We start from the raw sequence: 26666 nt of genomic DNA, 5'->3' as shown, positions 1-26666 counted from the left end.
ATACCTCTACACCGTTTGGCTGAAGCCTTTATACCTTTCTGTTTCCCCTACACTCTACTTAGGCAGTGATTGTGTATCTTTTTAGTTGGCAGTCCCTGAGATAAATCTCTTCCTCTGCTCCCTCTGCTTGTCCTGGTATCAGACTGAAGTCTGGAGCTATCAAACTAAACTCAATCAATAGTCTTCGCCACACAAGTAAATTACCCAGACTTATTTGGGCAATATTAATACTAAGAACATCAAAAACTTATTTGTTTTCCCTCTTTTAACTAGGCTGGAGATTAACCACTATGTTCCTTGAATCTGAGTATCCAGAGCTACCGACTTGTTGCCAGCAGCGAGATCATCTAATAGGAGATTTAGAGAATACACGAAAATCACTTCAAGACACTCAGCAAAAATTCTTTTCTTTGGTTGAATATCATCCTTTAGGAATCATTCAGTGGAATATAGACTTTGAGGTTTTAGACTGGAATCCGGCGGCTGAGAGGATCTTTGGCTACAGTAAACAAGAGGTACTGAAACTTCATATTGCAGAAATTCTATTACCTAGTATTTCTAAAGAAGATGCCAATCAGTTAATGACTGCATTACTCAAGCAAAATGGGGGAAATTACTGTACCAATGAGAATTTTACTAAAGATGGCAAAATAATTATTTGTGAATGGCATCACACTCTTATATTTGATTTTCAAGAAAATGTGACTGGTGTTTTGTCCATTGTTGAAGATATTACAAATCGTAAAAATACCTATATTACTGCTTACCACAAAGCAGAAACTAATCTCAAAAAATCTCTTAAGGAATTAGCAGATATAAAATTTGCTTTAGACCAATCATCTATTGTTGCTGTAACTACTAATAAAGGCATGATTGAATATGTGAATGATAAGTTTTGTCAAATCTCCCAATACCAACCAGAAGAACTAATTGGTAAAACCCACAGAATTATCAATTCTGGCTATCACTCCCAAGAGTTTTTTCAAGAAATGTGGTTAACTATTAGCCAGGGAAAAGTATGGAAAGGCGAAGTTAAAAATTTGGCAAAAGATGGCACATATTATTGGGTAGACACAACAATTGTGCCTGTTTTAGATGAGCAAGATAAACCCCAGCAATATGTAGCTATTCGTAATGATATTACTGCGCGTAAACAAACTGAAATCACTCTTAAAAAATCCCTTAAAGAAGTAGCAGATATAAAATTTGCTTTAGACCAATCATCTATTGTTGCTGTAACTAACAATAAAGGCATGATTGAATATGTGAATGATAAGTTTTGTCAAATCTCCCAATACCAACCAGAAGAACTAATTGGTAAAACCCACAGAATTATCAATTCTGGCTATCACTCCCAAGAGTTTTTTCAAGAAATGTGGTTAACTATTAGCCAGGGAAAAGTATGGAAAGGCGAAGTTAAAAATTTGGCAAAAGATGGCACATATTATTGGGTAGACACGACAATTGTGCCTTTATTTGATGAGCAAGGCAAGCCTCAACAATATGTGGCTATTCGTAATGATATTACTGCGCGTAAACAAGCAGAAGCAGAACTCAATCAAAAAGCCAAAGAACTAGAACAAGCTTTACAAGAATTGCAACATACACAATTGCAGCTGATTCAAACTGAAAAAATGTCTTCTTTGGGGCAACTAGTTGCGGGAGTGGCTCATGAAATCAATAATCCAGTTAATTTTATTTTTGGCAATCTTAAACATGCCTATCAATATACTCAAAATATTATCAAAATCCTGAAACTTTACCAATATCATTATCCAAAACCAGACGTAGAAATTCAAGCGGAGACGGAGAATTGTGACTTGGAATTTTTAATTGATGATTTGCCAAAGCTTTACTCTTCAATGACAGTTGGAGCAACTCGAATTAGTGATATTGTCACTTCTCTACGTACCTTTTCTCGTCTAGATGAATCTGATTTAAAAGTTGCGGATATACATGAGGGTCTAGATAGTACTTTAATGATTTTAGAGCATCGTTTAGCATCTAAAATAGATAGACCTAATATTTTAGTGATTAAAGAATATAGCAATTTACCTTTAGTTAAATGTTATGCTGGGCAGCTCAACCAAGTATTTATGAATATTTTGCTGAATGCGATTGATGCGTTAGAAGAAAATTGCCAACAGCTAACACCAACTATTTGCATCCGTACAGTTATGCCAAACCCCAAACAAGTCAAAATCAGCATTATTGATAATGGGGTGGGGATGTCGGATGAAGTCAGACAAAAAATATTTGACCCCTTTTTTACAAGTAAACCTGTAGGTAAAGGAACGGGGATGGGTTTGTCTATTAGTTACCAAATTATTACTAACAGACATCAAGGGTCTTTAGAATGTATTTCTTCTCCAGGAAAGGGTGCGGAATTTATTATTACAATTCCCATTCACTTAGAGCTAGAGAGTTGAATTTGCCAACTGTCTTAATTACGAATTGTGAATTACGAATTACGAATTTTTCTGAGATGGTGCGATCGCAGTCCTAAAATTTTAGCTAAATGTCTGGCGCAAAGGGGGTATTCTCACCGATACTGAGTCACCGCTAAAGTTAAAAGATACTACCAAAACCACAAATGGGGATTGTCCACTTAATTAAATCAACCTAACAAGGAATGCCAAATCCCCAAAAAGCTGCTACTTAATAGCTAGGGCTTCCTTGATAAACATGATTTTGATTGTAGACAAATTGTGATGAATACAGCTAATTTCCCGTGGCTGACGACAATTATCCTCTTCCCGATTGCGGCATCACTCTTGATTCCGATTATCCCGGATAAAGATGGTAAAACAGTGCGTTGGTATTCCCTGATTGTCGGGTTGATAGACTTCGCGCTGATTGTCTACGCCTTTTATACCGGGTACGACTTCTCCAACCCAGATTTGCAGCTAGTTGAAAGTTATGCCTGGGTTCCACAACTAGATTTGAAGTGGTCAGTAGGGGCAGATGGCTTATCTATGCCCCTCATTATTTTGACCGGATTTATTACTACCCTAGCGACTTTAGCAGCGTGGCCTGTGACCCTCAAGCCCAGGCTGTTTTACTTTTTAATCCTGGCGATGTATGGCGGACAAATTGCCGTCTTCGCTGTCCAGGATATGTTGCTGTTTTTCTTGGTGTGGGAACTGGAATTGATTCCGGTTTACCTGCTGTTGGCAATTTGGGGTGGTAAAAAGCGGCAATACGCAGCGACTAAGTTTATTTTGTACACTGCTGGCGGTTCGCTGTTTATTTTGGTTGGCGCGTTGACGATGGCCTTTTATGGCGATACAGTCACCTTTGATATGCACTCCCTCGGCCTCAAAGATTACGCACTCAATTTCCAACTGTTACTCTATGCTGGCTTTTTGATTGCCTACGCCGTCAAATTACCCATCATTCCCCTACATACCTGGCTACCAGATGCCCACGGTGAAGCTACAGCACCTGTACACATGTTACTGGCAGGTATTCTCTTGAAAATGGGCGGGTACGCCTTGATTCGGATGAATGCCCAAATGCTGCCCGATGCCCATGCGTATTTTGCCCCGGTTCTCATAATTTTAGGGGTAGTTAACATCATCTACGCCGCCCTAACATCATTTGCCCAACGTAACCTTAAGCGCAAAATTGCCTACTCCTCAATTTCCCATATGGGCTTTGTGACTATCGGTATCGCCTCCTTCACCGATTTGGGCTTGAGTGGCGCGGTTTTACAAATGGTGTCTCATGGCTTAATTGGGGCGAGTTTGTTCTTTTTGGTTGGTGCAACTTACGATCGCACACACACCCTCATGTTGGATGAAATGGGTGGTGTTGGTAAGCGGATGCAGAAAATTTTCGCTATGTTTACTACTTGTTCAATGGCTTCTTTAGCATTGCCAGGAATGAGCGGTTTCGTAGCAGAATTAATGGTATTTGTGGGCTTTGCCACTAGCGATGCTTATAGCTCTACCTTCAAGGTTATCGTGGTATTTTTGATGGCAGTGGGTGTAATTTTAACGCCAATTTATTTGCTATCAATGTTGCGGGAAATCTTCTACGGCAAAGAAAACGAAGAATTGGTTTCACACCAAAAACTTATCGATGCTGAACCCCGCGAAGTCTTTATCATTGCTTGTTTGCTAGTACCAATTATTGGTATCGGGTTCTATCCTAAATTGCTGACTCAAATTTACGACTCTACAACCGTACAATTGACAGCAAGATTGCGCGATTCTGTGCCAACGTTAGCGCAGAAAAAAGAAGAAGCACCAAAGCTTTCATTGAATGCGCCAACAATTGGTAATTAGTCAGCAATTGATCAATAAAATTATTTTTTCAGGCGGGTTTTATACTCGCCTTTTTTATATACAGCTAATTATGAGACTCGATAAAGCTTTTAATAATGCCTAAAATCTTGCCTACATCGCTTAAGAAATATTCATTTAAATCAATTTCTACTATTTGACCAGTGAGGCGCATAAATTTCCAGTTAGTTCCTGTTGTTACGCTACCATAGACACTTTCAATGACATTACCTTTTTGTTGATTAAATAATTGTGCGGCTACCATTTCAGCGATACACTGCCCTAATCCAGATTGGATGTTATCATTTTTTGCTTCCACTAAGGCAACTACAGGTGCTTTAATAATTATTTGTTCTGGAGATTTACTAATAAGAAAATCACAAAAACCACTTAAACCTTTTTCGGGACTAACGTTAAATTCTCTACCTGAAAACAAGCTAATTTGATTTTGCAATTGTTCTTTTAGTTCTACAAGTATTGGTGTCAAGATTAATTCTGAACGCGATTTTTCAGTGGCGATCGCTAAAGCCAATGGTATATATTTTTTAAGTGCTTGTGCTAAAAAATCGCTATATTCTATGGCAGGTATGTCAGCAAAGATACCCACAGATTCCCTGATGGTAATGCCAAAAGTGGTTTCGACAGTTTCTATAGTAAATTGACTGTATGACACTTGACAAAAATTATCTCATCTATATTTAGATGTTACTCAGTTTGATTATAACTAAACAACACTTACGGGAAAGTATGAAAAAACGAACCGCAAAGGACGCAAAGGACACAAAGTTATAAGAGTTTGAGAGAGTTATTGCGTAAGCCTTACTAAAACTACAGTATTAATTTAGAGAGTAAAACTTTGTGATATCTACATATATCAAAATTCCATTATTTTCTAAAATCTTTCTAGAAATCGCATCTACTCAGACCACTCATGTTAAACTACAACCCGTTACACTGTTTACCATCTTCCGAAGAGCTACCAGACTCAGAGGATACACCTGTGGATAATGAACTACAAGATTTAATTCCCAGCTTGCTAAAATCGACACTCGCCTTTGTGTGGTCTGAGCGTTGGGATTGGTTTTTTGGCGTGAAGATGGGAATTTATTACGACCCTAAAAAAGCCGCGATCGCGCCTGATGCTTTTCTGAGTGTGGGGGTTAAACGCTTTATTGATGGTGACTTACGCCTGAGTTATGTGATGTGGGAAGAAAAACAACCACCAGTTTTAGCACTAGAGGTCGTTTCTCAAATCAGTCATGGTGAATACAGTACCAGAAAAGAATTTTACGCTAAAGAATTGGGTGTTTTATATTACGTTATCTACAAACCTCTGCGAAAGAAAAAGCCCCCTCTGGAAGTTTATCAATTACAAGATGGGGAATATTTCTTAATACCAGGAAATCCGGTTTGGCTACCAGAAATTGGTTTAGGAATTGGTCTAGAACGGGGCATATATCAAGGTCTTGCACGAGAATGGTTGTATTGGTATAACGAGGAAGGACAAAAGTTACCCACCCCCGAAGAACGCATTTACGAAATCGAAGAACAATTAAATTTTGAGCGTCAGCTACGTATCCAAACAGAACAAAAAATGCAATTGCTGGCTGAACAATTAAGAGCTTTAGGTGTAGAACCTGAAAGTTTAGCCTGAAGACCATTATTAAATCTCTCGCTATTACAAGCCACGTTTCTCAAGGACAGGATTGAGAAACGTGGCTTGTGATATTTGGCTCTGTTTTTTATGCAAGGTTGTTAATCAACTAACTGACTAGGGAATTATAAAGCTAATTGCTTGTTGACAATTTAGTTACATAAGTATTCGGCTCTCCTAGACTAGCTATAGCAAATTAATACTTAATATCAGGTTAAATCCTTACATAGTCTGGGATTCAGGAGTAATAAAGTAAATTTTTATTAAATCATTGTTTTTATATTAGCGAAACCTTGTTATATCAATCATTTGAGCCATTTTTTAGTGTTAATTTATCAACCCAAGTCTGGGAGAGCCAAGTATTCTCCTGGAATATGGATATTAAATTAGGGTTCGGCTCTATCCCAAAACCTCAGTATGTATTTGTGAGTAAAGAAAGTGATCATTGTTGGTATATGCTCTCTGATGATGCTAAACAAATACCTATTTATGACAGAGCATTAACGGGAGTGATTACGGAAATAGAAGTTAACAAAATAATAGAAACTTCTCAGGGAAAAAGTGAAAAAACAGATTTGCATATTTTGGCGGATAAGCCCTATATTGTTCGTTCAGGTAGCGAATCTTATTTTTCTAAAAGTTTACTCCTTTCATTAGATGCCTTAAGCTATGAACAATTGCTTCAGCCATTAACTATTGCAGTGAGTCCAGGGGAAAAAGCCATAGTATTTTGTACAATTTACCATCCCATGACTTATCGCTCTGTGGGGGTAAGTTGGGACGGACATAAAGAAATAGACTGGCAAGTTTTAGGAAAACGAGTGAGTCTGAAAATTAACGGTAAAAAAACTGTAACTTCAGACACAAGAAAAATACTGAATAATGAAATTAACGCAGAAATTCGTGCTGATTTTATTTCTAAAACAGACGCATATTTATCACAGTTAAATTGGACTCCTCAGCAGGGTAGAGAGTATTTACAGCAAAAATATGGCAAAAAATCACGTTACCATCTCTCAGAGACAGAACTTGTAGATTTTGTTGACTACCTGAAGTTACAACTGGCTCTGAGCTATTAAAGCATTGAATATATTGAAAGAGCGATCGCCTAATTTCCCGAATTTTATCAACTGGTGGAGGGCGATCGCACTTTTATAATATTCTGAACAAGGGAGATAAGGGAGATATGGTAGACAAAGTAGACAAAATCTCGAAAATGCTAATTCTGCTAAATCTTGTTATAACAGTTTTACTGTTTGGTACTCACAACAGCAAACAGCCAGAATAAAATGCTGTAGCTATCAGTTATCAAGTTGGTCAAGTTTGTATGCACTCAGAATTGCCAATTATTACTAGCGATCGCTTATTATTACGCATTGCTATCAAGGAAGATATTCCCCAAATCTTAAAATATTTTTTAGACAACAAATCTTATCTGACTCCTTTTTATCCGAAATGGGGGGATGGTTTTTTTACAGAAGAGTATTGGCAATATCAACTAGAAAATACGTTTTTAGAATTTATTCATGACCAATCTTTAAAATTATTTATATTTTCTCGCAAAAATCCTAAGATTATCGTTGGCACAATTAATTTTAATAATTTTATTAGGGGAGCCGCCCATTTTTGTTATGTAGGTTATAGCCTAGCCGAAAATCAACAAGGTAAAGGCTACATGACCGAAGGATTAAAAGCAGCAATTCAATATGTATTTGATGATTTAAATTTTCATCGCATTATGGCAAATTATATGCCACATAATCAACGTAGTGGTAATGTCCTCAAACGTTTGGGATTTGTGGTTGAAGGATATGCTAGAGACTATTTATTAATTAACGGCAAGTGGCAAGACCATATTCTTACCAGTCTCACTAATCCTGATTGGCAACCAGAGAAATATTAAATTCAGAATTCAGGATTCAGGAGTTATATATGAGATTGAAATTATATTTATTTGCTGAGAATATTGTAAATATAGATGCTGTTTTATACTTCTATCCGTAAACCAAAGTAAGTCAAAACTAATTCCGTTACGCCATTGTTAATTACTTCGTGAACTTCTCCAGCTTCGATGGCGATGCAGTTTCCGGGTAGTAGGGGATATTCTTGATTATTTACGCGAATTACCCCAGAACCAGCTTCCACAAAAAATACTTCACACATATCTTGATGTGCGTGTGCTGCGGCTGTCTGTCCAGGGGCAAAGCGGGCTTGAGAAAAGTTGGTGAGGTGAGGTAAATCGCCAAAGCGCAACATCACCTTTTTTTTAATTTCGGGGTTGTGAGAAACAGATTCTTCGGGCAAGTTATTCAGGGAAGTGGTAATCATTGTGGCCTTAAGTCGTTAGATAGTTCTACAATACCCCTAGAGCCATCAATTCTGACCCGTTGACCATCTTGCAACAACCAAGTTGCGCCTCTGACATCCATCACCGCCGGGATACCATATTCACGGGCGACAATTGCGCCATGAGATAATCTACCACCAGCTTCAGCAATCAGTCCGCCAGCCCGCACTAATAAAGGAGCCCAACCAGAATCGGTATAAGGAACCACTAAAATAGTATCGCGGTCAATTTGGGGCAAATCTTGTAAGTTTCGTACTACCTTAACTCGACCTTCGGCTTGTCCGTGGCTGGCGGGAATACCTTGTAATGTTTGGTCAGAGTAAATAGGAGAAGGTGCTAGGGGATGGGGTGGTGTATGGCCGTAAATCAAAATCGGGACTTGGGGAATTTTGCTATCTTCGAGAAATTGCGATCGCCGATATTCGATAATTTCTGGTAAGCGTTCTCGCAATGGCGTATCAGCTTCGGCAATTAGCTGTCTAATTTCTGCCATTTCGAGGAAAAAGATATCGCCCACCTCTTTGAGTAACCCAGATTTTAACCAAGTTTTCTCAATAGCAACAAATCGCCAGCGCAATTCTGCCAACAGTCGGGAATAAACCTCTGTCACTCTGCCTTTAATATCTACACGTTCTTGGACAAAGCCACGTTTGCGTTTGCCAGATAAAGCCCGATTAATGGGGTCAACATCACCTGTTTCTGGTTGATTACCTTGAATTAGTTGCACAAATAACTGCTGCACTGGTCGGGGGTCTTCTTTCCAGGTAGGAATAGCAATGTTAGTTCCGACATCACTTAAATAACCGTAATCTTCCAGCAGTTCGTTAAATTCGTAAAGAACTTTTTGACCTTCGGGTGTTTGTTCTAACTGTTCAAATACTTGGTCTGGTTCCAACTCTGTTAATATTTGTCTGGCATCGGCAGCTAAAGCACTGAGCGATCGCAAAGCAGCCACTTCTGGTGTCACACTATTATCAATCTGCCCATCTTTCACCCGAAAGATGCCTTGTCTAATGGCGGCACTCAAAGGCGCTAAAATGCTGTAATAAGTGCCACGCCGCAGTAATTCTAAGTTAAAATCAATTCTCTCTAAGATTTGCTCTGGTTCCATCTCCTCAATTGATTCATGGGCTAATTGCGATAACCCAGGAATAAATAACTGGCGGTAGTCTTGCTTAAAGTCTTTGTCTAAATTCAATTCCTGTTTCAACAACTGCATTAATCCGGGGAGATTCTGCATTGTGGACTGCAAAGGCGGTTTACTCATTTTTGTGCCTCTGGTGAGAAATTCTAAACTTTCCGGCGGTAAACCCATCCGCAGAAAAATATCTCCTAAGAGGGAGGCATTAAAATAAGCTCTAGAGTAGTGCAGGGTAGCAGTTTCCGTAAAATCTAACCCAGAAGCGCGATCGCCTAACACAATTGTGAAAATATCTCCCCACACGCCACAAGTTAAGGGGCGATTAATTGACCAAGTTAAAGGATGAATCACCCCCGGAATCACTTCGGCGGCGATTTTCCTTGTCCAGATTGGTAACAGTGTAGTAATTGGTCGGGCTTGCAACACCCACAGAGTTTGACCGTCATAACACCACTCAATATCTTGGGGTATGCCGTGGTAACGTTTTTCGATACGGTAGGCGAGGTAAGCCACTTGTTTGATGATGGCTTGGGGGACTTGTCCTGTCCCTTCGATGTGAATTGAGGAAATATTATCGGTTTCGACAACAAAGGCGCGATATTGTTCGGGCGTAACTTGTCCAGAGACGACTTGAATCGGACTACCGGGTAAGGCTTCAATGACGATCGCATCCCCTTGCTGGGTTATGGGATCACGGGTAAAGGCCACTCCCGAATAAACGCTTTGGACTTGCTGCTGCACCAACACTGTCATCGCTGTTTCTGGTAAACCGCGATCAATCCTGTACTGTACCGCACTGGGATGATTGTAGGAATCTCTCACTTGGGCGATCGCAGTTTGCAATTGTTCTTTACTAGCGACACTCACCACCGTTTCATACTGTCCGGCGGCGGAAGCTTGTTCGGAATCTTCCCCAATGGCTGAGGAACGTACAATTAACGGCGATAAATCGGAAGGTTTGAGGATGGTGATTAATTTTTCGGGATCTGCACCGGGAACAATTACCCACCCTTTAGGGACAGGATAACCCCAACGCTTAATTTGAGATAGGGTAGCGGCTTTTTGTCCGACTATCGCCCCATCTAGTTCATCATCTAAAGTCAAAATTGGGCGATCGCTTTGCAAGGTTGCTAAGGTTGCTTGGGTATTGGTCTGGGCTGCTTCTACTGGTAAATCTAAATCATCCGGCATTTGCCGATAAATCCACCCCAGTAACACAGCTAAAGCGATCGCAGCCAGAATTCTAAACAAATCATCAGAATGCAAAACGATGACCAGTAAAGGAAACAGCATTAATACTCCATACTTCACTGGTCGTTTGGCACGAAATACTAAAAATGTGGTGATTGCTAAAAAACTGACAAATACCGCCACCAATGGATCATGAATTAAAAATCCCCAAGCAGCATTTGTGGTTCCCGCCCCTTTACCTAGCCAAAATCGCCCTAAGACTAAAGCAATGATGGCGATTATTTCCCAAGGCGAACCATCTGGGAAAAACATACGAGTCAGAAAAACGGCGGCGATTCCCTTTAAGGCTTCTGAGACTACCGCCAAAAGCCCTACCAATGTGCCGCCATGATAAAAAGCGGCTGAAACGCTGATGTTTTTTGTGCCTATCTGTGACAATTGCCTACCTGTCAACCCGTTGGTAATCCAGGCGATTAGCGGTAAGCCGCCTAATAAGGGGCAGGCAATTAAAATAACTAAGGCACCCCAAAGTTCAAGCATTGTTGATGTTGGATTTTAGATTTATATTGCATCTAAAATCTCAAATCGCAAAATCTAAAATTTTTTGGAAGTTTTTTTCCGATTTTTCGGACACTTTATTAATATGTCTCAAATGGACATTGGGCAGCAGTGCAAACCTAGGTTTTGCTGACATTCTGCCCATATCCAAATCAACACTAATTTTTCAGCACTGGTCACTTAATTTAAGGCATAAGCCGCTTGCAGCGCCCAAATAATTAGGCCAGCAATCGAACCCAAGAGCAAAACTGTAGAAACAGTCACTACTTTGGGGGAGTCTGCACCCTCAAATTTCATAATTCCTCTATTTAAGTCGGACATCGCGTTTAATCCTCCTTCGTTAGAGTCCTAATTTGTCCGTTTTGATTGTAGTCCTTCTGTTAGCAAAACTAGTTAAGGTTCTGCTTTTATTTTGTTTAAGCTTTGCAACGAATACATCCCTAAATTTACTTACGTCGCAGGTGGTAGTAGTTCAGTTTATATACATAAAACAGGAGTTAGTGGTTCGGCTACGCGGTAATCGAGCGAAGCGATGCACTGAGCTTGTCGTTCGCGTAGCGTCTCCGGTAGGAGAAGTGTCGAGATTCACCAACCAGAGATAGGAGAAGCAAAGGCTGTTTTTCTCCTGTTTATAGTTGAGAATTACTGGGTAAGAATTAATCAGATTAGTTGTTAGTTAGCAATATTTTTCAGTAAATCTACGAGTTGATATATTTATCTTTTTTTAAAGAATCACGGAAAAAATCGAGTATAGTTAATTACTTTAATAAGGCAAATAAAAATTATTTATAGGTGAGGATTCAGCAGTGAAAGTAGTCATATTCATGATTTTGGTAGTGATAGTGCTACTGGTAATTATTGAGATTGGGTTGCGATCGCTTTTTGGTTTTGGTAATCCCTTAATTTACATTGGCGACCCCCAGATAGGTTACTTGTTAGCACCAAATCAAAGCACGCGCCGATTTGGAAATTGCATTGAAATTAATGAATTTTCGATGCGTAGCAGTTCCATCGCTAAAATCCCTGCACCAAAAACTTTGCGCGTCCTGTTGTTAGGAGATTCTATTGCTAATGGTGGCTGGTGGACTGATCAAAAAAACACCATCTCCAGCTTAATCATGAATTCCCTCAAATCAGAGATTGCTGACAAATATCAGCAGGTGGAAGTTTTGAATGCTTCGGCTAACTCTTGGGGGCCAAGAAACGAATTAGCTTATTTGCAGCGATTTGGCAATTTTTCAGCCCAGATAATAATTTTATTAATTAATACAGATGATTTGTTTGCCCATTCTCCCACAGCTTTACCAGTAGGACGCGATCGCAACTATCCAGCGACGAAACCGCCGTTAGGATTAGTAGAAGTATGGCAACGTTATGCAACTAAACAACAGCCAATTCCCGAATTGCAAGCACTCCAAGCCGAACCAGGCGATCGCGTCGGTGTGAATCTGGAAGCAATTAAACAAATTCAAGCGATCGCCAGTCAAAACCAAAGTCAATTTCTCTTAGCCATGACTCCCTTACGGCGGGAACTCGGTAAACCCGGCCCCTTAGATTACGAAATTACTGCACGTAAAAGATTGAGTGCGTTTACTCAAACCCAACAAATTCCCTATATAGATTTTCTGCCGCTATTTAATCAAACAGACAACCCACAAGCTTTATATCATGACACCATTCACATGAATTTGCAGGGTAATCAATTTGTGAGTGGAGTGATGGAGCGATCGCTTTTAGAAATTTTGGCACAAGCAAGTGAATTAGGACTGACGCAGTGAGACGAAAAATCAAGGGTTTAGGAAAGGGTGTAGGTGTTCAAAACCCTTACAACCTCAACCCCTATAACCCTCTCCACCAAATATAAAAAGCGCCAGTTAAAGCGGAATCAAACTGGCGCGATCGTGTTATCGGTTTGTTAGCGTGTTATAAACAAAGTGAATTAAACAGAAAACAAAGTTTGATTTCTTAAGACATGACTTGCTTTCCGTTATCAGTCTACCTAAAACAAACTAGCTAAGAAAAACCGTAGTTTTTCTAACATTTTCCTTTAGGTACAAATTATTGACAGGATAGCATAAGAATCAGAAAACATGAGAAACTTTCTTAGTATTTCTTAATGTATTATCTAGACAGTAATTTAATTTACAAAACAGATTTATATAGACCAGTTTTACAAACATCTCTCTCCCTTGTCTCCCGTGTCTACCTTGTCTCTCTAGAATTTTTAGTTCATATCTTAATTAAGATAAATTTATTTATGGGTATCTTCTCCTGCTTCCTGCCTACTTAAAAAATAACCTCCGGGGTCAAATAACCACTGGAGGAGATGAGCAAAGACATTTTGTGGACTAGTCTAGATATCAATTTAGCTCTATTATTCAATCAATGCACTCCATCTTAAGAACAATTAAAGGTTAAGTTGATAAGTGATTTTGATAACAGTTTGTTCAACTGCTTATTTAACTGGTTATTCAGGAGGTAAACTATTAAACAGCAAATATTCGCAAATATAACTGTAATTGTTTTAACGATTAATTTTAAATAATTATGAACTCCATAATTTTAAATATATATTTGCCAGAAATTCTGCACATATTTGCCTAATAAATCAAAGCTTTGGCATTTTTGATATATATGGATATCTATACACAAAGCTGGAGGTGATTGTGGGATTTTGCCATTCAGTTGTACAATAAGTTATAGATGCGATCGCTCTTCACTATTCACCTTACAGCAAACTGCCTTTGAGCAATTGTTAGCATCCTGTGGTAAGTTGAGATGCAGAGGGAATAGATAAAGAGCCTTATATTTATAGGCAAAGGGAATATCTCGTAAAACTCGCTCTGATCAGAGTTAACAACTCTAGAGAGTTTACCTTTGGGATCTGCAAAATTAACACAATTTCTGTGTATCAAGCTCATCCAACTAAGTATTAATTCATTAGTCATTTTGCTGGTCATTCTCATCAATATTCATGACTAATGACATCACACAAACTCTGCAAGCCAATGTGCAACTTAGATAGATAACAGCTTCAGCACAAATAATGCCACATCCTTTGTTGCTAGGTAAATTAACTAGCACAAATCCTATCTTGCTAATTTCTCCACAATCTTCACAAATTTAAAATTTCCGAGGAGTCAATGACTTTCACTAATTTTACCAAAGCCAACAACGTATATAAACACCTGGAATCAGAATCGCCCTCATCACCAAAGATGGTCTTGAAAAATCCTGCCAAAAGTGAACATTATCACAATCGAGAACCGAGAACCAACAGCTCAACAATTAACGGATTAAACCGTGGGCGAGTGGCTATTTTTATTGATGGTGTCAATCTATTTCATGCAGCTTTGCAACTAGGAATTGAAATCGACTATCTCAAATTACTTTGTCGTTTAACCTCTGGTTCGCGGCTATTGCGGGCTTTCTTTTACACAATAGTGGACGTTAATCGCCCTACTCCCGCACGTCCACGGGCGAATGACAAACAACAAGGCTTTTTGTTTTGGATGCGGCGCAATGGTTATCGAGTAGTGACTAAAGAAGCACAACCGACAGACAATTCTAAAAAACCTAATTTGAATGTAGAAATTGCTGTCGATATGATCACTTTAGCCCCCTATTACGATACAGCTATTTTGGTTAGCGGTGATGGCGCGTTAGCTTATGCAGTGGAAGCAGTGACTAGCAAAGGTGGTCGAGTTGAAGTTGTGAGTTTGCGACCTATGACTAGTGATAGCTTGATTGATGTAGCTGACTACTTCCTTGATCTGGATAGCATTAAACAGGAAATTCAAAAAGACTCCCATTTAGGTTACAACTATCGATCGCTTTCTAATTCTCACCTGTAAAATCTGTTACTCATTACCTATCACAGGTTTTTAGAGTACAATGCAAGCCAGGAAATAACTCTGCGTATTCCGTTGAATTTTGAATAGCGATGGATATTTTAATTGTTGAGGATGAAGCTGAAATTGCTCAGTTAATCCAACTGGCTTTAGAAAAAGAAGGATTTTCTTGTCGTGTTAGCCGCGATGGTGTAAACGCCTTGCGGATGTTTCAGGAACAACCACCTGATTTAATTATTCTCGACTTAATGATTCCTGGGTTGGATGGCTTGGAAGTTTGCGCCAGAATTCGCCAAAAACCTGGAAGTAAAGACCCTTATATTTTAATGTTGACAGCCAAAAGCGAAGAAATCGATCGCGTCATTGGTTTATCTACTGGTGCTGATGACTATATGGTTAAACCCTTCAGCCCTAGAGAATTAGTGGCCAGAGTCCGGGCGTTATTGCGGCGGAGTCTGCGTCAAGGCGGACAACATCAAGTTACCCGGACGCAAAACTTTATTGTAGATATTGAACAACGCACCGCTTCGCGCCAGTTAAATTCCCAAGAAGCAGAAACTTTAGACTTAACCAACCTAGAATTTAATTTATTAAGCACCTTTGTCAGTAACCCTGGGCGAGTTTGGAACCGCACTCAACTAATTGATAAACTTTGGGGCGATGATTTTTTCGGTGACGAGCGAGTTGTTGACACCCATGTAGCAAGGTTGCGGAAAAAAATTGAGCCAGATCCTGCTAACCCCTCGTTTATTAAAACTGTTGTTGGGGTAGGTTATAAATTTGAAGACTCTCCTGTAATGTGAGCGTGATGAAAAAACTTCGACTGCTCCCTTCAACGCTCCCTTCGACTTCGCTCAGGGAGCGTTGAAGGGAGCGTTTGCATTGTTTGGTAGAGAGAAGATTCCTTGAACTTTGCGCCAAAACTGTTCCCTGAGCGAAGTCGAAGGGAACAATCTGGGTAACGACAGAGCAGCGTAAGTCAACATCATGGCTGACACGCCCTGAGCGTTTGCGTTGTTTGGTAGAGAGAAGATTCCTTGAACTTTGCGCCAAAACTGTTCCCTGAGCGAAGTCGAAGGGAACAATCTGGGTAACGACAGAGCAGCGTAAGTCAACATCATGGCTGACACGCCCTGAGCGTTTGCGTTGTTCGGTAGAGAGAAGATTCCTTGAACTTTGCGCCAAAACTGTTCCCTGAGCGAAGTCGAAGGGAACAATCTGGGTAACAACAGAGCGTCGCAAGTCAATTATTATGGCTTACATGTACATTCTTGAATGTGTTGATGGTAGTTATTATACGGGTAGTACAAAGAATCTTGAGCGGCGGTTGTGGCAACATCAGCAAGGTGAAGGTGCAAACTACACAGCAAAACGCTTGCCTGTAAAATTGGTTTTCTGTGAGTATTATCAGTCTGTGATGGATGCTTTTGAGCATGAAAAGCAAGTGCAAGGTTGGAGTCGGAAGAAGAAGCAAGCTCTGATTTTAGGGGATACAAATTTGTTGCATAAGTTAGCTGAATGTCAAAATGAAACTCATTACAGCAGGTTGGCTGGTTTTGACGATTTGATATGATTAATGCTCTTATATAAGGATGCTCCCTTCGACTTCGCTCAGGGAGCGTCGAAGGATTACAAATTGAGATAAAGCTACTTTTACTTTTTAAAATGAGTTGGCGTTGGACAAAATCCTTGCCTTTGGCATCACGTTTATTTGTTTCCCACTTGGTAGTGATGATTGTGGGGGTAGTCAGCTTTGTGATTATCAGCAAAGTTTCGTCACCACGTTTTTTTGTGCTGCACCTAGAACGACTACAAAGCCAGGGGTTAGATTTAATTAATGTTCGTACCGAACTAGTAGAAGGCTTTGAAACAGCTTGGCGACGCAGCACAATTTGGTCGGTGATTGTTGGGACTACGGCGGCGGGAGGATTGAGTTATTGGGTTTCTAAAAGAATTATGCAGCGGTTAACAGAAATGGAACAAATTACCCAAAAGTTTGCCGTTGGTGAATTAGATGCACGATTACCTCTGTCTGATATTCCTGAACTAAATCGCCTGGGTACTAGTTTTAACCGTATGGCTGCAAGTTTAGAGGGTGTAGAAGCACGACGGCGGGAACTCATTGGTGATATGACTCATGAATTGCGAACACCGCTAACAGTTGTGCGTGGTTATTTAGAAGAATTAGCAGATGGTGTAATAGAACCTTCGCCGGAAGTTTATCGACGTTTAGCCAAAGAAACTAGGCGCTTAGAAAGATTAGTCAATGATTTGCAAGAACTTTCTAAGGCAGAAGCCGGTTATTTACCAATTAAAATACAGGCAATAAATCTGCGCCCTTTGTTGGAGTCTTTAGTAGAAAGATTTAGCGAACAATTATTAGAAGATGGGCCTGTGCTGCATTTGGATTTTCCTACTCAATTACCAATGGTATTGGCGGATGTCGATCGCACTGAACAGGTGTTAGTCAACTTACTCGGCAATGCCATCCGCTACACAGCTAAAGGTAAAATTACTCTGCAAGCTTGGCCAGAAGCCTCGAAACTTTGGATTGCTGTCATTGATACAGGTATTGGCATTTCCCCTGAAGATTTACCCCATGTGTTTGAACGCTTTTGGCGGGCTGATCAATCACGCGATCGCCATTCGGGAGGAACTGGTATTGGGTTAACTATTTCTCGGCATTTAGTTGAATTACAAGGCGGAGAAATTCAAGTAGAAAGCGAATTAGAAATTGGTAGTACATTTAGTTTTTGCCTACCTTTGGCTTAATGGCTGTTGCAAAGTTTTCAAATAACTCGCTCTATACTCAGCACTCACATTTCGGCTACTTCGGCTGCGCTCAGTACAAGTCCGCTCAGTGTACAGCACTCAGCACTTTATTTGTACAAAGAATTGACACAAGCTAGTCGCATGACTGTCATACTCAATTGATAGCTTGAAGATATGCAAAATAAAGTTTTAATTCATTTTTAAAATGACTACTCTTGTTCTAGCTTCTTGCTTAGTGAGTTTACTAACTATTTCAGGGTGGGCTGCGATCGCCTATTTATTTCCACCAAATCATTCCCAAGATCCATAGTTGGGATAATCAGCTACCGTCCTCTTCCCAATTTTCGCTACCTAATAAGTCAATAATTCTATCTCTGAGCAGAAATTCGTTTTTCTCTAACTCCAGTTCAAACACACCCCATTCACGTTCAGGGATATACTTACACAACGCGTAAATTGGTCGCTGACGGCTAATAAGTCCCTTTTTAACCAATTGACGTGCTTCTTCTTTAATCAGTTCAATGTCGTATTTAACAGCAGTATCCATAATTAGTTCCTTTGTTTATGTTCAAGGAAATAAATGAAATGCCAAGATAAACAATACTTGGTCTTTATCTTAAAATTATCAAAAGAAGTTGAGAAAATTGTGAAGAAATAAATCAATCAAGCCAACTAAAGCTATGTAATTGATGAGATTATTTTAAATTCATAAACATATATAATTAATTTTGATTTTCATCAAGTCACACGTAAATATATTCTGAATATCCACACTTTGCCCAGAATGACATATTTACATAAGCTTGTGATCAGCCTCTAGGTAGAGCAGATTTAGAAAAGTTTATGTAGATTGATTAAATTTATACAATGATAAGTTATTCTTCTTGCTCTAAGGCGAACTTTGCTTGTAGAAGATGTTGTTGAGCTTCTTCACTGACAGTAGGGTACTTTAACTTGAGTGACTCTAATTTAGAACAGATAATATCAGCGACTACCATCCGCATAAACCATTTGCGATCGGCAGGGATGATATACCAAGGAGCGTATGTAGTACTAGTATGATGAAAAACCTCTTCATAAGCATTCATATATTCTGACCAAAATGCTCTTTCTTGCACATCATTAATTGAGAATTTCCAATTTTTTTCAGGAGAGTCAATTCTTGCTAAAAATCTTTTTTTCTGTTCTGCCTTTGAGACATTCAGAAAAAATTTGAGAATTACAATGCCATTATCTACTAAATATTTTTCAAAATTATTGATTTCGGTAAAACGCTGTTGCCAAATTTTATTGCCTTTTGGTAGGTGAGGAAGTTGCTGTTTTTGCAAAATTTCTGGATGAACGCGCACTACTAATACTTCTTCGTAATAAGAACGATTGAAAATGCCAATTCTGCCTCTTTCCGGCAAAGCTTTCATTGATCGCCATAGGTAATCATGGTCTAATTCTTCATGACTGGGAGATTTGAAGCTAAAAACTTGACAACCTTGGGGATTAATCCCAGACATTACATGTTTAATTGTGCTGTCTTTTCCAGCCGCATCCATCGCTTGAAAGATAATTAGCAAGGCATAGCTGTTTTGTGCATACAGGATATCTTGATACTTGGCTAATCGTTCAATGTCTGAGCGTAATTTTAGTGTTGCATCATTGCGGTCATGGTAATTAGCTGTATACGCAGGGTCATAATCTTTTTGCAAAGAGACCTTAGCACCTGGCGGCACAATAAAAGCATCGTGATTCATGATTAATAAAGTATGAAGTGTGAAGTCTGAGGTGCGATCGCCTATATATTGAGAAGTTGCGCTCTATAAATTCTGTAGAGACGTTGTATACAACGTCTCTACTTAAAATTTTTTCTTGGCTTTTTTAGCTTGATGGTTGGTCGCATCGTTTCTCGACCAATCATAAACATTCCTGCTATCCCGAAGCAGACAAACCAAACATATTGATACCAATATTGGTGAATCTGTCCCACTGTACTGAGTTCAGGATGCAGCGTATTCAAGTACAGCAGCAACACTAAAATCATCAATGCGCCAAAACCCACAAAGCATAAACCCACACGTAGCCGCACGGGTTGTAATTCCCAGTCAGTAATTTTTTCTAGGTCAATTTCTGCCAATTCTTGCAAAGATGTTTCCGCAACAGTTGAGACTTCTTGCATTCTGTTACTCAACTTTGGGGGCAGAATCGGCACTAATGTTGCTACAGCAGGGCGACGTAGTAAAGCCTCAGTATCTCGTAACAATTCTAGCGGTTTACGTGCCGTTACTGATTGAGCAAATTCTGTGTTACTTGGAGCAGTTGTGGTGGTAGCTTTGCCTTCAAAATCCATAGCAGGCTATAGAAGTAAGAGGATACAAATAGCCTAGCGAATCAGTTGGAGTCACGCAAATATCTTGAGTATCTATGTCTTGATGGCGAAATTGAACCATCAAGACAGATATACAAAATTTACGAAGCTGAAGATTGTAATTGTTCTAATCTGGCTAGTACTTCTTGACTGTGAACCGATGGATTAACTTTGACAAAAGTCTCGCGCAAGATACCTTCTGGGTCAATGATAAAACTGTGGCGCATCGAGACAAAACCAATCCAAGAACCATAAGCTTTGCTCACTGCACCAGTGGTATCAGCTAATAAGGGAAATTTTAATCCTTCAGAATCGCAAAATTCAGCATGAGAATCGACATCATCAGCACTCACGCCAATTATTTGTGTATTTTTTGCTAAATATTTGGGTAAGTCTTGCTGAAAACGCCGTGCTTCGATGGTGCAACCAGAGGTAAAGTCTTTGGGATAAAAGTACAGTACTACCCACTGACCACGCAAATCAGTCAGAGAGATTTTGCCGTCACCTGTATTTGTCGGCAATGTAAACTCTGGTGCAGGTTGATTTACTGCTGGTAGTTTACCACCCAGGGCGTTAGCCGCAGGTGAAAAGTTGAACCAACTGATGAGGGCAAAGCAGCTGACAAATAATATACTCAAAAAATTGCGCCGTGAAATCATGGTGTAGACCAAAATTACAACTTTACATAAGTTTACAATTCTTGGTCACTATTATCACTTGATTCGGATTCACCAGGGATATCTGTACTTTCGATGTATTGGCTATCAAGAAGAAAAGCTCCTCTGGTAAAGCGGATACCCCAATAACCTCCCGGACGGCGATCAAGGACTATACCTTCTTCACCAAGAGTTATCACGTCTGGGGGACGTAACATGGGCATCGGGTCGGCGGTTTTGACGTAGGGTGGTAGCGCCACAACTTTGACTTTGCTACCAATAGCGAATTCTTTGGTCATATAAAAAAAGCTAGAAGTTTGAATTAACTCCTAACTTTATCCTAAAGGGGTTGCCAATTTTGTTATTAGTTGGGAAGGAAATTAAGGAATGCGAAAGGAGATGGAACTTCTCCCCTCTCGCCATCTTCTGCAAGGAAGCTTGAGTAAGTAAAAAGTCAAAAATCAAAAGTTAAAAGTTTATTTGTTGACGGAAAATATTGCTTGTATTTCAGTTAGGGGTAAGTGCCAAACTAATTCCGGTTGCCAAGTATCGGGGTCAAAGTTGGAGTGACGACCGCGCTGATATGCTTGCCATAATCTTTGCCAAGCAAATGCTTGACGAGAATCAAGATTTTTATAAATAACTCTTAAGAGTCCTAACCCTAATAGAACATTAAATAAGCCGAATTTTGCGCCTAATAAAAATGCTTGTACTTCTGCTTCACCTATGGGGTCTGCACCGTAACCAGTGAGGACGTGAACGCCATCATGAAGTTGTTTGCGGCGAAGACCTGTAGTAAAAGGTTTGAGGTTGTGTGCATCAAGAAAATCAACCCAAGCTTGACCAAAACTATCAACAGGTAGCGATCGCAATTTTTCTACATAAACAATTTGTGGCACATTTTTGCCGCGTGCTTCGGTAATGCGATCGAGTTTGTCTAAAAATTGTTGGATGGGAGGAGTTGATTTGGAGGAAGCAAGATCAGTTTGCATAATTCTGAGATGAAAGTATTAATGGGGGTGGGGAAATAACACCCACCCTGGCTAAATAACTAGTACAGTGCGGCGGAAGTAAACAGACTATCAGGAATTGCAAAAAGGCTTTTGGTATGGCTATTCTTTCTTTTGCCTTTTGCTTTTTTCCTTTTGCCTTGTTGTACTAGTCGTGCTTATCGCGGTAGATGGTACGAGAGAGACGATTTTGGCGGCGGTTGAGTTGTCTTCTTTCTTGAGGAGTTAGGTGTCCGTCACTACGAATATCCCGTCTTCTGGCAGCTTCTAGGGATGCTTCTCGCCGTTCTAATTGCCGTAATTCTGCTCTGTTGATTGAGCCATTTTTAACACCGTGATAGATGCGCTGCTGCTGATGAACTTCCCGCGCATGAATTTCGCCAGCAGATGCTACGGTAGGCAAGAAAACAGCAACAGCACATATAACAGCATAGGTAAAGCGGTTCATAAAATAACCTTGTAAGTAGTTATTGTTGTGGCTCTCAATTTCAAGGCTGATTTGCCAGAATTAGCTATTGGGTTGACGGCGTTGTTGACGACGTTCTTTACCTTCTTGGCGTAATTGCTGAAGTTTTGTTCTTTGTTCGGGAGTTAAAACTGCTTCAATTTGTTGTTTAGAAGATTCACGTATTTGCCGGATTTGGGTTTTTTGCGCTTCGGTTAAGTTCAAATCAGCAAAATCCTTACCACCTCTGCGGCCAGCACGCTGTCCTGGTTGACCTTGGTTTGCTTGTCTTTCGGCGCGGCGTGCTTCTATTGCTGCTTTGATTTTTGCCTTTTGTTCTGGGGTGAAAACGTTTTCAATTTGAGTGCGGGTGTTGCGTTGAATTTGCTCAATTTGGCTCTTTTGTGCGTCAGTTAAACCTAATTCTGCCCAAGGGCCTTTTTTACCTTGCCAACGGCCTTGTCCTTCTGCTTGGGCTACTAACAGAGGAGAATGGGAGAAGGCTTGAGCTTTTACAGCTAAGGAAGTTGTGGTCAGAGTTAGAGCGATCGCACCAGCAATGAATGATAATGATTTGAGTTTCATTTTGTAGCTTGTTTTCTGTTCCGTTTGAGGATGCCATCATCATAGGAATTTACTCTTGCTAATCACATGAGGAGAAAGTCATGGTTACACCCATGACTTTAGTCATGCTTTATTTTTCTGTGATTTGAGTAACAATAACTAGTAATTTCAAGTGACAACAACAGGCGGGATTAAGTATAATCTCGCCCTTTTCTACTAACGCTATAAATCTGATATTGCTATGAATGAACCTATTCAAATTCACAATCATCCCTTTCGGTTTTTACTGTATTTAGAATGGATATTGCTTACTCTTGCTATTTCATCATCTACCTTTCCTGACCCTTCACCACGCTTTGCTAATTATGCCAATCAATTTCCTGAACTGACTATTGGTTGTTTAATTATCTTTGGTGTGATGGGTTTAAGAATACCCACAGATAAACCGATAAATAAAATAATTTACACGAGTATTGAAATTTTATTGTTATTTATTACGGGGATGTTTGGTGGTAGAGTGGCGCGGTTGTTTCCATTTATTTATTTAATTTTAGTCACCCGTAGTTGTTTAATTTTTCAATTACCAGGGCGTTTAGTTGTAACGGGTTTATCTTTTAGCTTATTTTTAATTACCTTAAATTCTCGTTTACCCAAGTCTTTACCGCCACAAGCCCAAGAGAGATTTCGTTTTATTACATTCAACACAGCATTATTATTTGGTTTAAGTTTGGTTTTCGTTTTATTATTAATGAATACAGTTTTAGCTGAACGGCAGAGTCGAGAAAAACTAGCGATCGCTAATGATAAACTCCGCCAATATGCTTTGCGAATTGAAAATCAAGCCACTTTAGAAGAACGCACCCGCATCGCGCGAGAAATTCATGATTCTTTAGGACATTCTTTAACTGCTTTAAATTTACAATTAGAAACAGCTTTAAAATTATGGAATGCTAACCCAGAAAAAGCCCAAACATTTTTAGCTAGAGCCAAAGAATTAGGTTCTAAAGCTTTAAAAGATGTGCGTCAGTCAGTTTCGACGATGCGGGCTAATCCTTTGCAAGAAAAAACTTTAGAACAGGCAATATCTGTACTTTTAGAAGATTTTCACCGTGCTAATAATATCAGTCCACGTTGTTTTATTAATTTAGATTATCCTCCGCCATCAGATATTAATATTGCCTTGTATCGGATTATTCAAGAATCATTGACCAATATTTCTAAACATGCACAAGCAACAGAAGTCATCATCGCCCTCACTAGTAATAAAAATAGTTTACGGTTGATGGTGCAAGATAATGGCAGAGGGTTTGATATTCAGCAAAATACCACTGGTTTTGGCTTACAAAGTATGCGCGATCGCACTTTAGCATTAGGAGGGGAATTTAATATTCATACTAGTCCTAATTTTGGCTGTCAAATTACCGTTGATATTCCTTTATTGAGTTTAATGCCATGATTAAAGTATTATTAGTAGATGACCAAAACTTAATCCGCCAAGGGCTAAAAGAATTATTGAAATTGGAAGCAGATTTAGAAATTGTTGGCGAAGCGGAAAATGGTAAAATCGCTGTGGAATTAGCCGCAAAATTGCAACCAGATGTGGTATTAATGGATATTAGAATGCCCATTATGGATGGAGTTGCAGCTACCAAAGAAATTCATCAACATTATGAAAATATCAAAATTTTAGTACTGACAACTTTTGATAATGATGAATATGTTTCGGCTGCATTACAATATGGTGCAATGGGTTATTTACTCAAAGATACACCCTCAGAAGAATTAGCAGTGGCAATTCGCGCTGTTTACAAAGGTTATACTCAATTGGGGCCAGGAATTGTGCAGAAACTCTTAAATCAGTTTCCGCATGGTATCTCAACACCATCAGAACCTATTCCACCGAGTTTAACTGAACTCACGCCCAGAGAAAAAGAGGTTTTAAAGTTAATTGCGACAGGTGCGAGTAACCGCGAAATTGCCCAAGAATTATATATTTCGGAAGGGACGGTAAAAAATCACGTCACGAATATTTTAAATCGCTTGAGTTTGCGCGATCGCACTCAGGCTGCTATCATCGCTAATACCTTTCTATCTTATTTAAATGAGTCTGATTAACATATCAATTCATCTCAAAATCATGGTTGTCGTAACGCCGACATTACTTGTGGCGTGACATCTTTACCACCTCGAAAATTTGTCAACAGAGATTGAATTGTATAGATAATACCCCAAGGTATACCCCACCAGCCGAAAAATAGAGAAATTAAAGTGAATTTTAAGCTTTTTTTCAGAGTCTTATCATCAGATTTAATAAAATAGATATTAGAACTACGTTTAAAAGTCAAAATGACTATCGAAAAGCAATAAAGAAAAACAATAAACTTAGCACCATTGGCTAACTCTTGATTGACTTCTGCTACCGTTAATCCGTCTAAACCAATTATTTTCGACATTTAGCACCTGACACTATTAAAATAATTAATTTTGTATAAATAAAGCCAAACATTCATCTTTTAAAACACCTTTTGTCACCTTGATATTTCTAAAGGACTTGGCTATGATTTCTTCGCAAAAAATATGAATCTGTGACTGGTTTATCGAGATTAAATCTTGAATCGAAACACCATAGATAATTTCTGATATACCTGTCCACACACAAGCTGTTGCACACATCGGACAAGGTTCACAAGTTGTATATATGCTGTAACCTTCTAAAGAAGGTTTTTTGAGTTTAGTTGTTAATTTGCGAATCACATTTATTTCTGCATGTGCAGATGGGTCACTATCTGTTTGCACCGTATTATATGCTACCGCAGCAACTTCGTCATCCTTGACAATTACCGCACCATAAGGCCAATCACCTTTTTTGGCAGCTTCCAGAGCTAAACGCATAAAATATTCTTGGTTCATTGTTGTTATTAATAGTCAAAAATCAGACTCAATCATATTCCACAGAGATTAAAATTCAGTGAAATTTTTAAAGGTCGAAAAAATATGTTAATAAGTAGAGAAAAAACAGAATTTTACTTAACAGACTTGGAAACACCTACTGGAAAATTGATTAATCTGACAATTGCAGCTTTAGTGCTAATTTCGTCAGGCATTTTTGTTGCCCAAACTTATAATATTCCTTATAATATTAGATTACAGCTTGATTTTATTGATACTGCTATTTTGGTAATTTTTGCAGTAGAGTATATAATTCGCCTCTGGAGTGCCGAAAACAAGCTGAAATATATTTTTAGTTTTTATGCAATTTTAGATTTAATGGCGATATTGCCATTTTTTCTTGGTGCAGTAGATATCAGTTTTATTCGCCTGCTGAGATGGTTTCGGATTTTAAGATTAATTAGGTTTATTGATCAGAAATTTTTGTTTGCCAGTGTCAGCAGCGAAGATAGTTTAATCTTCGTGCGGATATTGTTTACATTATTTGCAATTATTTTTATTTATTCTGGGTTAATTTATCAAGTTGAACATCCAGTCAATCCGCAAGTTTACACTACATTTTTGGATGCGTTTTATTTTTCTGTTGTCACGATGACGACTGTCGGGTTTGGGGATGTCACACCAATTTCGGAAGCAGGAAGGTTGTTGACAGTCTTGATGATTTTAACAGGTGTCACCTTAATTCCTTGGCAAGTGGGAGATTTAATTAAGCGGTTGGTAAAAAATGCTAATCAGGTAGAAACGGTATGTTCCGGTTGTGGGTTAGCTTTTCATGATTTAGATGCGACTTTTTGTAAAAGATGTGGGACAAAATTGAGAATTAAAAGTGGCGAGTAAAAATTAAACTTTTCTAAAATTTTACGTAAAAAGCTTGTCGGAAATTGTA

27 protein-coding genes are annotated in these 26666 nt (G+C 39.1%); 13 read left to right on the top strand and 14 right to left on the bottom strand.

Translation table 11 applies throughout. The annotated features are described in order from the left end of the window. Window positions 1–290: 290 nt before the first annotated feature. A complete protein-coding gene (locus tag H6G75_RS04230; protein WP_199337706.1) occupies window positions 291–2429 on the top strand; it encodes a PAS domain S-box protein in 2139 nt (712 codons plus the stop codon). 282 nt (window positions 2430–2711) lie between these two features. Continuing rightward, window positions 2712–4289 carry a photosynthetic/respiratory NAD(P)H-quinone oxidoreductase subunit D1 gene (gene ndhD1 / locus H6G75_RS04225; protein ID WP_190978727.1) on the top strand — a complete coding sequence of 526 codons (1578 nt, stop codon included), beginning with the start codon at window positions 2712–2714 and terminating at the stop codon, window positions 4287–4289. A gap of 64 nt (window positions 4290–4353) precedes the next feature. Here the strand turns inward: ndhD1 and H6G75_RS04220 are convergent, their stop codons facing one another. Continuing rightward, the gene (locus H6G75_RS04220) at window positions 4354–4959 is read right to left on the bottom strand and encodes a hypothetical protein (RefSeq protein ID WP_190978726.1); all 606 of its coding nucleotides are present in this window, start codon (window positions 4957–4959) and stop codon (window positions 4354–4356) included. 258 nt (window positions 4960–5217) lie between these two features. Here H6G75_RS04220 and H6G75_RS04215 point away from each other — a divergent pair, with 258 nt between their 5' ends. The 3 genes from H6G75_RS04215 (at window position 5218) to rimJ (ending at window position 7843) form a co-directional block, all read left to right on the top strand. After that, window positions 5218–5940, top strand: coding sequence for a Uma2 family endonuclease (locus H6G75_RS04215; protein ID WP_190978725.1), 723 nt, complete (start codon window positions 5218–5220; stop codon window positions 5938–5940). Between the two features lie 374 nt (window positions 5941–6314). Continuing rightward, entirely contained in the window at window positions 6315–7019 is a 705-nt protein-coding gene (locus H6G75_RS04210) for a hypothetical protein (protein WP_190978724.1), read from the top strand. Between the two features lie 248 nt (window positions 7020–7267). Beyond that, complete coding sequence (gene rimJ, locus H6G75_RS04205) at window positions 7268–7843, top strand: ribosomal protein S5-alanine N-acetyltransferase (protein ID WP_190978723.1); 576 nt, start codon at window positions 7268–7270, stop codon at window positions 7841–7843. A gap of 83 nt (window positions 7844–7926) precedes the next feature. On the opposite strand, the gene H6G75_RS04200 is transcribed toward rimJ, so the two are convergent. From H6G75_RS04200 to H6G75_RS04190, 3 genes are all read right to left on the bottom strand, one after another. Further along, window positions 7927–8268 (bottom strand): cupin domain-containing protein, encoded by a 342-nt coding sequence (locus tag H6G75_RS04200; RefSeq protein WP_190978722.1) that lies wholly within the window; start codon window positions 8266–8268, stop codon window positions 7927–7929. Further along, window positions 8265–11159, bottom strand: a complete 2895-nt coding sequence (locus tag H6G75_RS04195; RefSeq protein WP_190978721.1) for a glycerol-3-phosphate acyltransferase — start codon at window positions 11157–11159, stop codon at window positions 8265–8267. Before H6G75_RS04195 ends, H6G75_RS04200 begins: the two co-directional genes overlap by 4 nt. A gap of 198 nt (window positions 11160–11357) precedes the next feature. Further along, window positions 11358–11498 (bottom strand): hypothetical protein, encoded by a 141-nt coding sequence (locus H6G75_RS04190; protein ID WP_190978720.1) that lies wholly within the window; start codon window positions 11496–11498, stop codon window positions 11358–11360. A 485-nt stretch (window positions 11499–11983) separates the two neighbouring features. Here H6G75_RS04190 and H6G75_RS04185 point away from each other — a divergent pair, with 485 nt between their 5' ends. The 5 genes from H6G75_RS04185 (at window position 11984) to H6G75_RS04165 (ending at window position 17800) form a co-directional block, all read left to right on the top strand. Further along, complete coding sequence (locus tag H6G75_RS04185) at window positions 11984–12955, top strand: GDSL-type esterase/lipase family protein (RefSeq protein ID WP_190978719.1); 972 nt, start codon at window positions 11984–11986, stop codon at window positions 12953–12955. A 1365-nt stretch (window positions 12956–14320) separates the two neighbouring features. Beyond that, window positions 14321–15031, top strand: coding sequence for an NYN domain-containing protein (locus H6G75_RS04180; RefSeq protein WP_190978718.1), 711 nt, complete (start codon window positions 14321–14323; stop codon window positions 15029–15031). An 89-nt stretch (window positions 15032–15120) separates the two neighbouring features. Beyond that, entirely contained in the window at window positions 15121–15831 is a 711-nt protein-coding gene (locus H6G75_RS04175; protein WP_190978717.1) for a response regulator transcription factor, read from the top strand. A 449-nt stretch (window positions 15832–16280) separates the two neighbouring features. Further along, on the top strand, window positions 16281–16601 hold the full coding sequence (locus tag H6G75_RS04170) for a GIY-YIG nuclease family protein (RefSeq protein ID WP_190978716.1): 321 nt from the start codon (window positions 16281–16283) through the stop codon (window positions 16599–16601). A gap of 92 nt (window positions 16602–16693) precedes the next feature. Continuing rightward, on the top strand, window positions 16694–17800 hold the full coding sequence (locus H6G75_RS04165) for a cell wall metabolism sensor histidine kinase WalK (protein ID WP_190978715.1): 1107 nt from the start codon (window positions 16694–16696) through the stop codon (window positions 17798–17800). A gap of 319 nt (window positions 17801–18119) precedes the next feature. On the opposite strand, the gene H6G75_RS04160 is transcribed toward H6G75_RS04165, so the two are convergent. From H6G75_RS04160 to H6G75_RS04125, 8 genes are all read right to left on the bottom strand, one after another. Next, a complete protein-coding gene (locus H6G75_RS04160; RefSeq protein ID WP_062289349.1) occupies window positions 18120–18347 on the bottom strand; it encodes a DUF4327 family protein in 228 nt (75 codons plus the stop codon). A 328-nt stretch (window positions 18348–18675) separates the two neighbouring features. Next, entirely contained in the window at window positions 18676–19545 is an 870-nt protein-coding gene (locus H6G75_RS04155) for a polyphosphate kinase 2 family protein (protein ID WP_190978714.1), read from the bottom strand. A 98-nt stretch (window positions 19546–19643) separates the two neighbouring features. After that, on the bottom strand, window positions 19644–20138 hold the full coding sequence (locus H6G75_RS04150) for a hypothetical protein (protein WP_190978713.1): 495 nt from the start codon (window positions 20136–20138) through the stop codon (window positions 19644–19646). Window positions 20139–20257: 119 nt separating this feature from the next. Continuing rightward, window positions 20258–20815, bottom strand: coding sequence for a peroxiredoxin (locus H6G75_RS04145; protein ID WP_190978712.1), 558 nt, complete (start codon window positions 20813–20815; stop codon window positions 20258–20260). A gap of 32 nt (window positions 20816–20847) precedes the next feature. Continuing rightward, complete coding sequence (gene sipA, locus H6G75_RS04140; RefSeq protein ID WP_190978711.1) at window positions 20848–21111, bottom strand: regulatory protein SipA; 264 nt, start codon at window positions 21109–21111, stop codon at window positions 20848–20850. A 177-nt stretch (window positions 21112–21288) separates the two neighbouring features. Beyond that, entirely contained in the window at window positions 21289–21804 is a 516-nt protein-coding gene (locus tag H6G75_RS04135) for a Coq4 family protein (RefSeq protein WP_190978710.1), read from the bottom strand. A gap of 166 nt (window positions 21805–21970) precedes the next feature. Further along, window positions 21971–22270: a hypothetical protein gene (locus tag H6G75_RS04130; RefSeq protein WP_190978709.1), complete on the bottom strand. Its 300-nt coding sequence runs from the start codon at window positions 22268–22270 to the stop codon at window positions 21971–21973. Window positions 22271–22330: 60 nt separating this feature from the next. Beyond that, window positions 22331–22852, bottom strand: coding sequence for a Spy/CpxP family protein refolding chaperone (locus tag H6G75_RS04125; RefSeq protein ID WP_190978708.1), 522 nt, complete (start codon window positions 22850–22852; stop codon window positions 22331–22333). A 220-nt stretch (window positions 22853–23072) separates the two neighbouring features. Here H6G75_RS04125 and H6G75_RS04120 point away from each other — a divergent pair, with 220 nt between their 5' ends. Next, the gene (locus tag H6G75_RS04120; protein ID WP_190978707.1) at window positions 23073–24287 is read left to right on the top strand and encodes a sensor histidine kinase; all 1215 of its coding nucleotides are present in this window, start codon (window positions 23073–23075) and stop codon (window positions 24285–24287) included. Then, entirely contained in the window at window positions 24284–24946 is a 663-nt protein-coding gene (locus H6G75_RS04115) for a response regulator transcription factor (RefSeq protein WP_190978706.1), read from the top strand. Before H6G75_RS04120 ends, H6G75_RS04115 begins: the two co-directional genes overlap by 4 nt. 20 nt (window positions 24947–24966) lie before the next feature. Here the strand turns inward: H6G75_RS04115 and H6G75_RS04110 are convergent, their stop codons facing one another. Continuing rightward, window positions 24967–25284: a hypothetical protein gene (locus H6G75_RS04110; protein ID WP_190978705.1), complete on the bottom strand. Its 318-nt coding sequence runs from the start codon at window positions 25282–25284 to the stop codon at window positions 24967–24969. A gap of 25 nt (window positions 25285–25309) precedes the next feature. Beyond that, entirely contained in the window at window positions 25310–25741 is a 432-nt protein-coding gene (locus H6G75_RS04105) for a nucleoside deaminase (RefSeq protein WP_190978704.1), read from the bottom strand. An 84-nt stretch (window positions 25742–25825) separates the two neighbouring features. On the opposite strand from H6G75_RS04105, the gene H6G75_RS04100 reads away from it, so the two are divergent. Then, window positions 25826–26617, top strand: a complete 792-nt coding sequence (locus H6G75_RS04100) for an ion transporter (RefSeq protein ID WP_190978703.1) — start codon at window positions 25826–25828, stop codon at window positions 26615–26617. Window positions 26618–26666 lie beyond the last annotated feature (49 nt).

Origin of the sequence: Nostoc sp. FACHB-280 (genome assembly GCF_014697615.1) — a bacterium.
In the GTDB taxonomy this organism is placed as follows: Bacteria; Cyanobacteriota; Cyanobacteriia; order Cyanobacteriales; family Nostocaceae; genus Nostoc_B.
The sequence above is the reverse complement of the archived record's forward strand: the minus strand, read 5'-3'. Positions and strand labels throughout refer to the sequence as shown.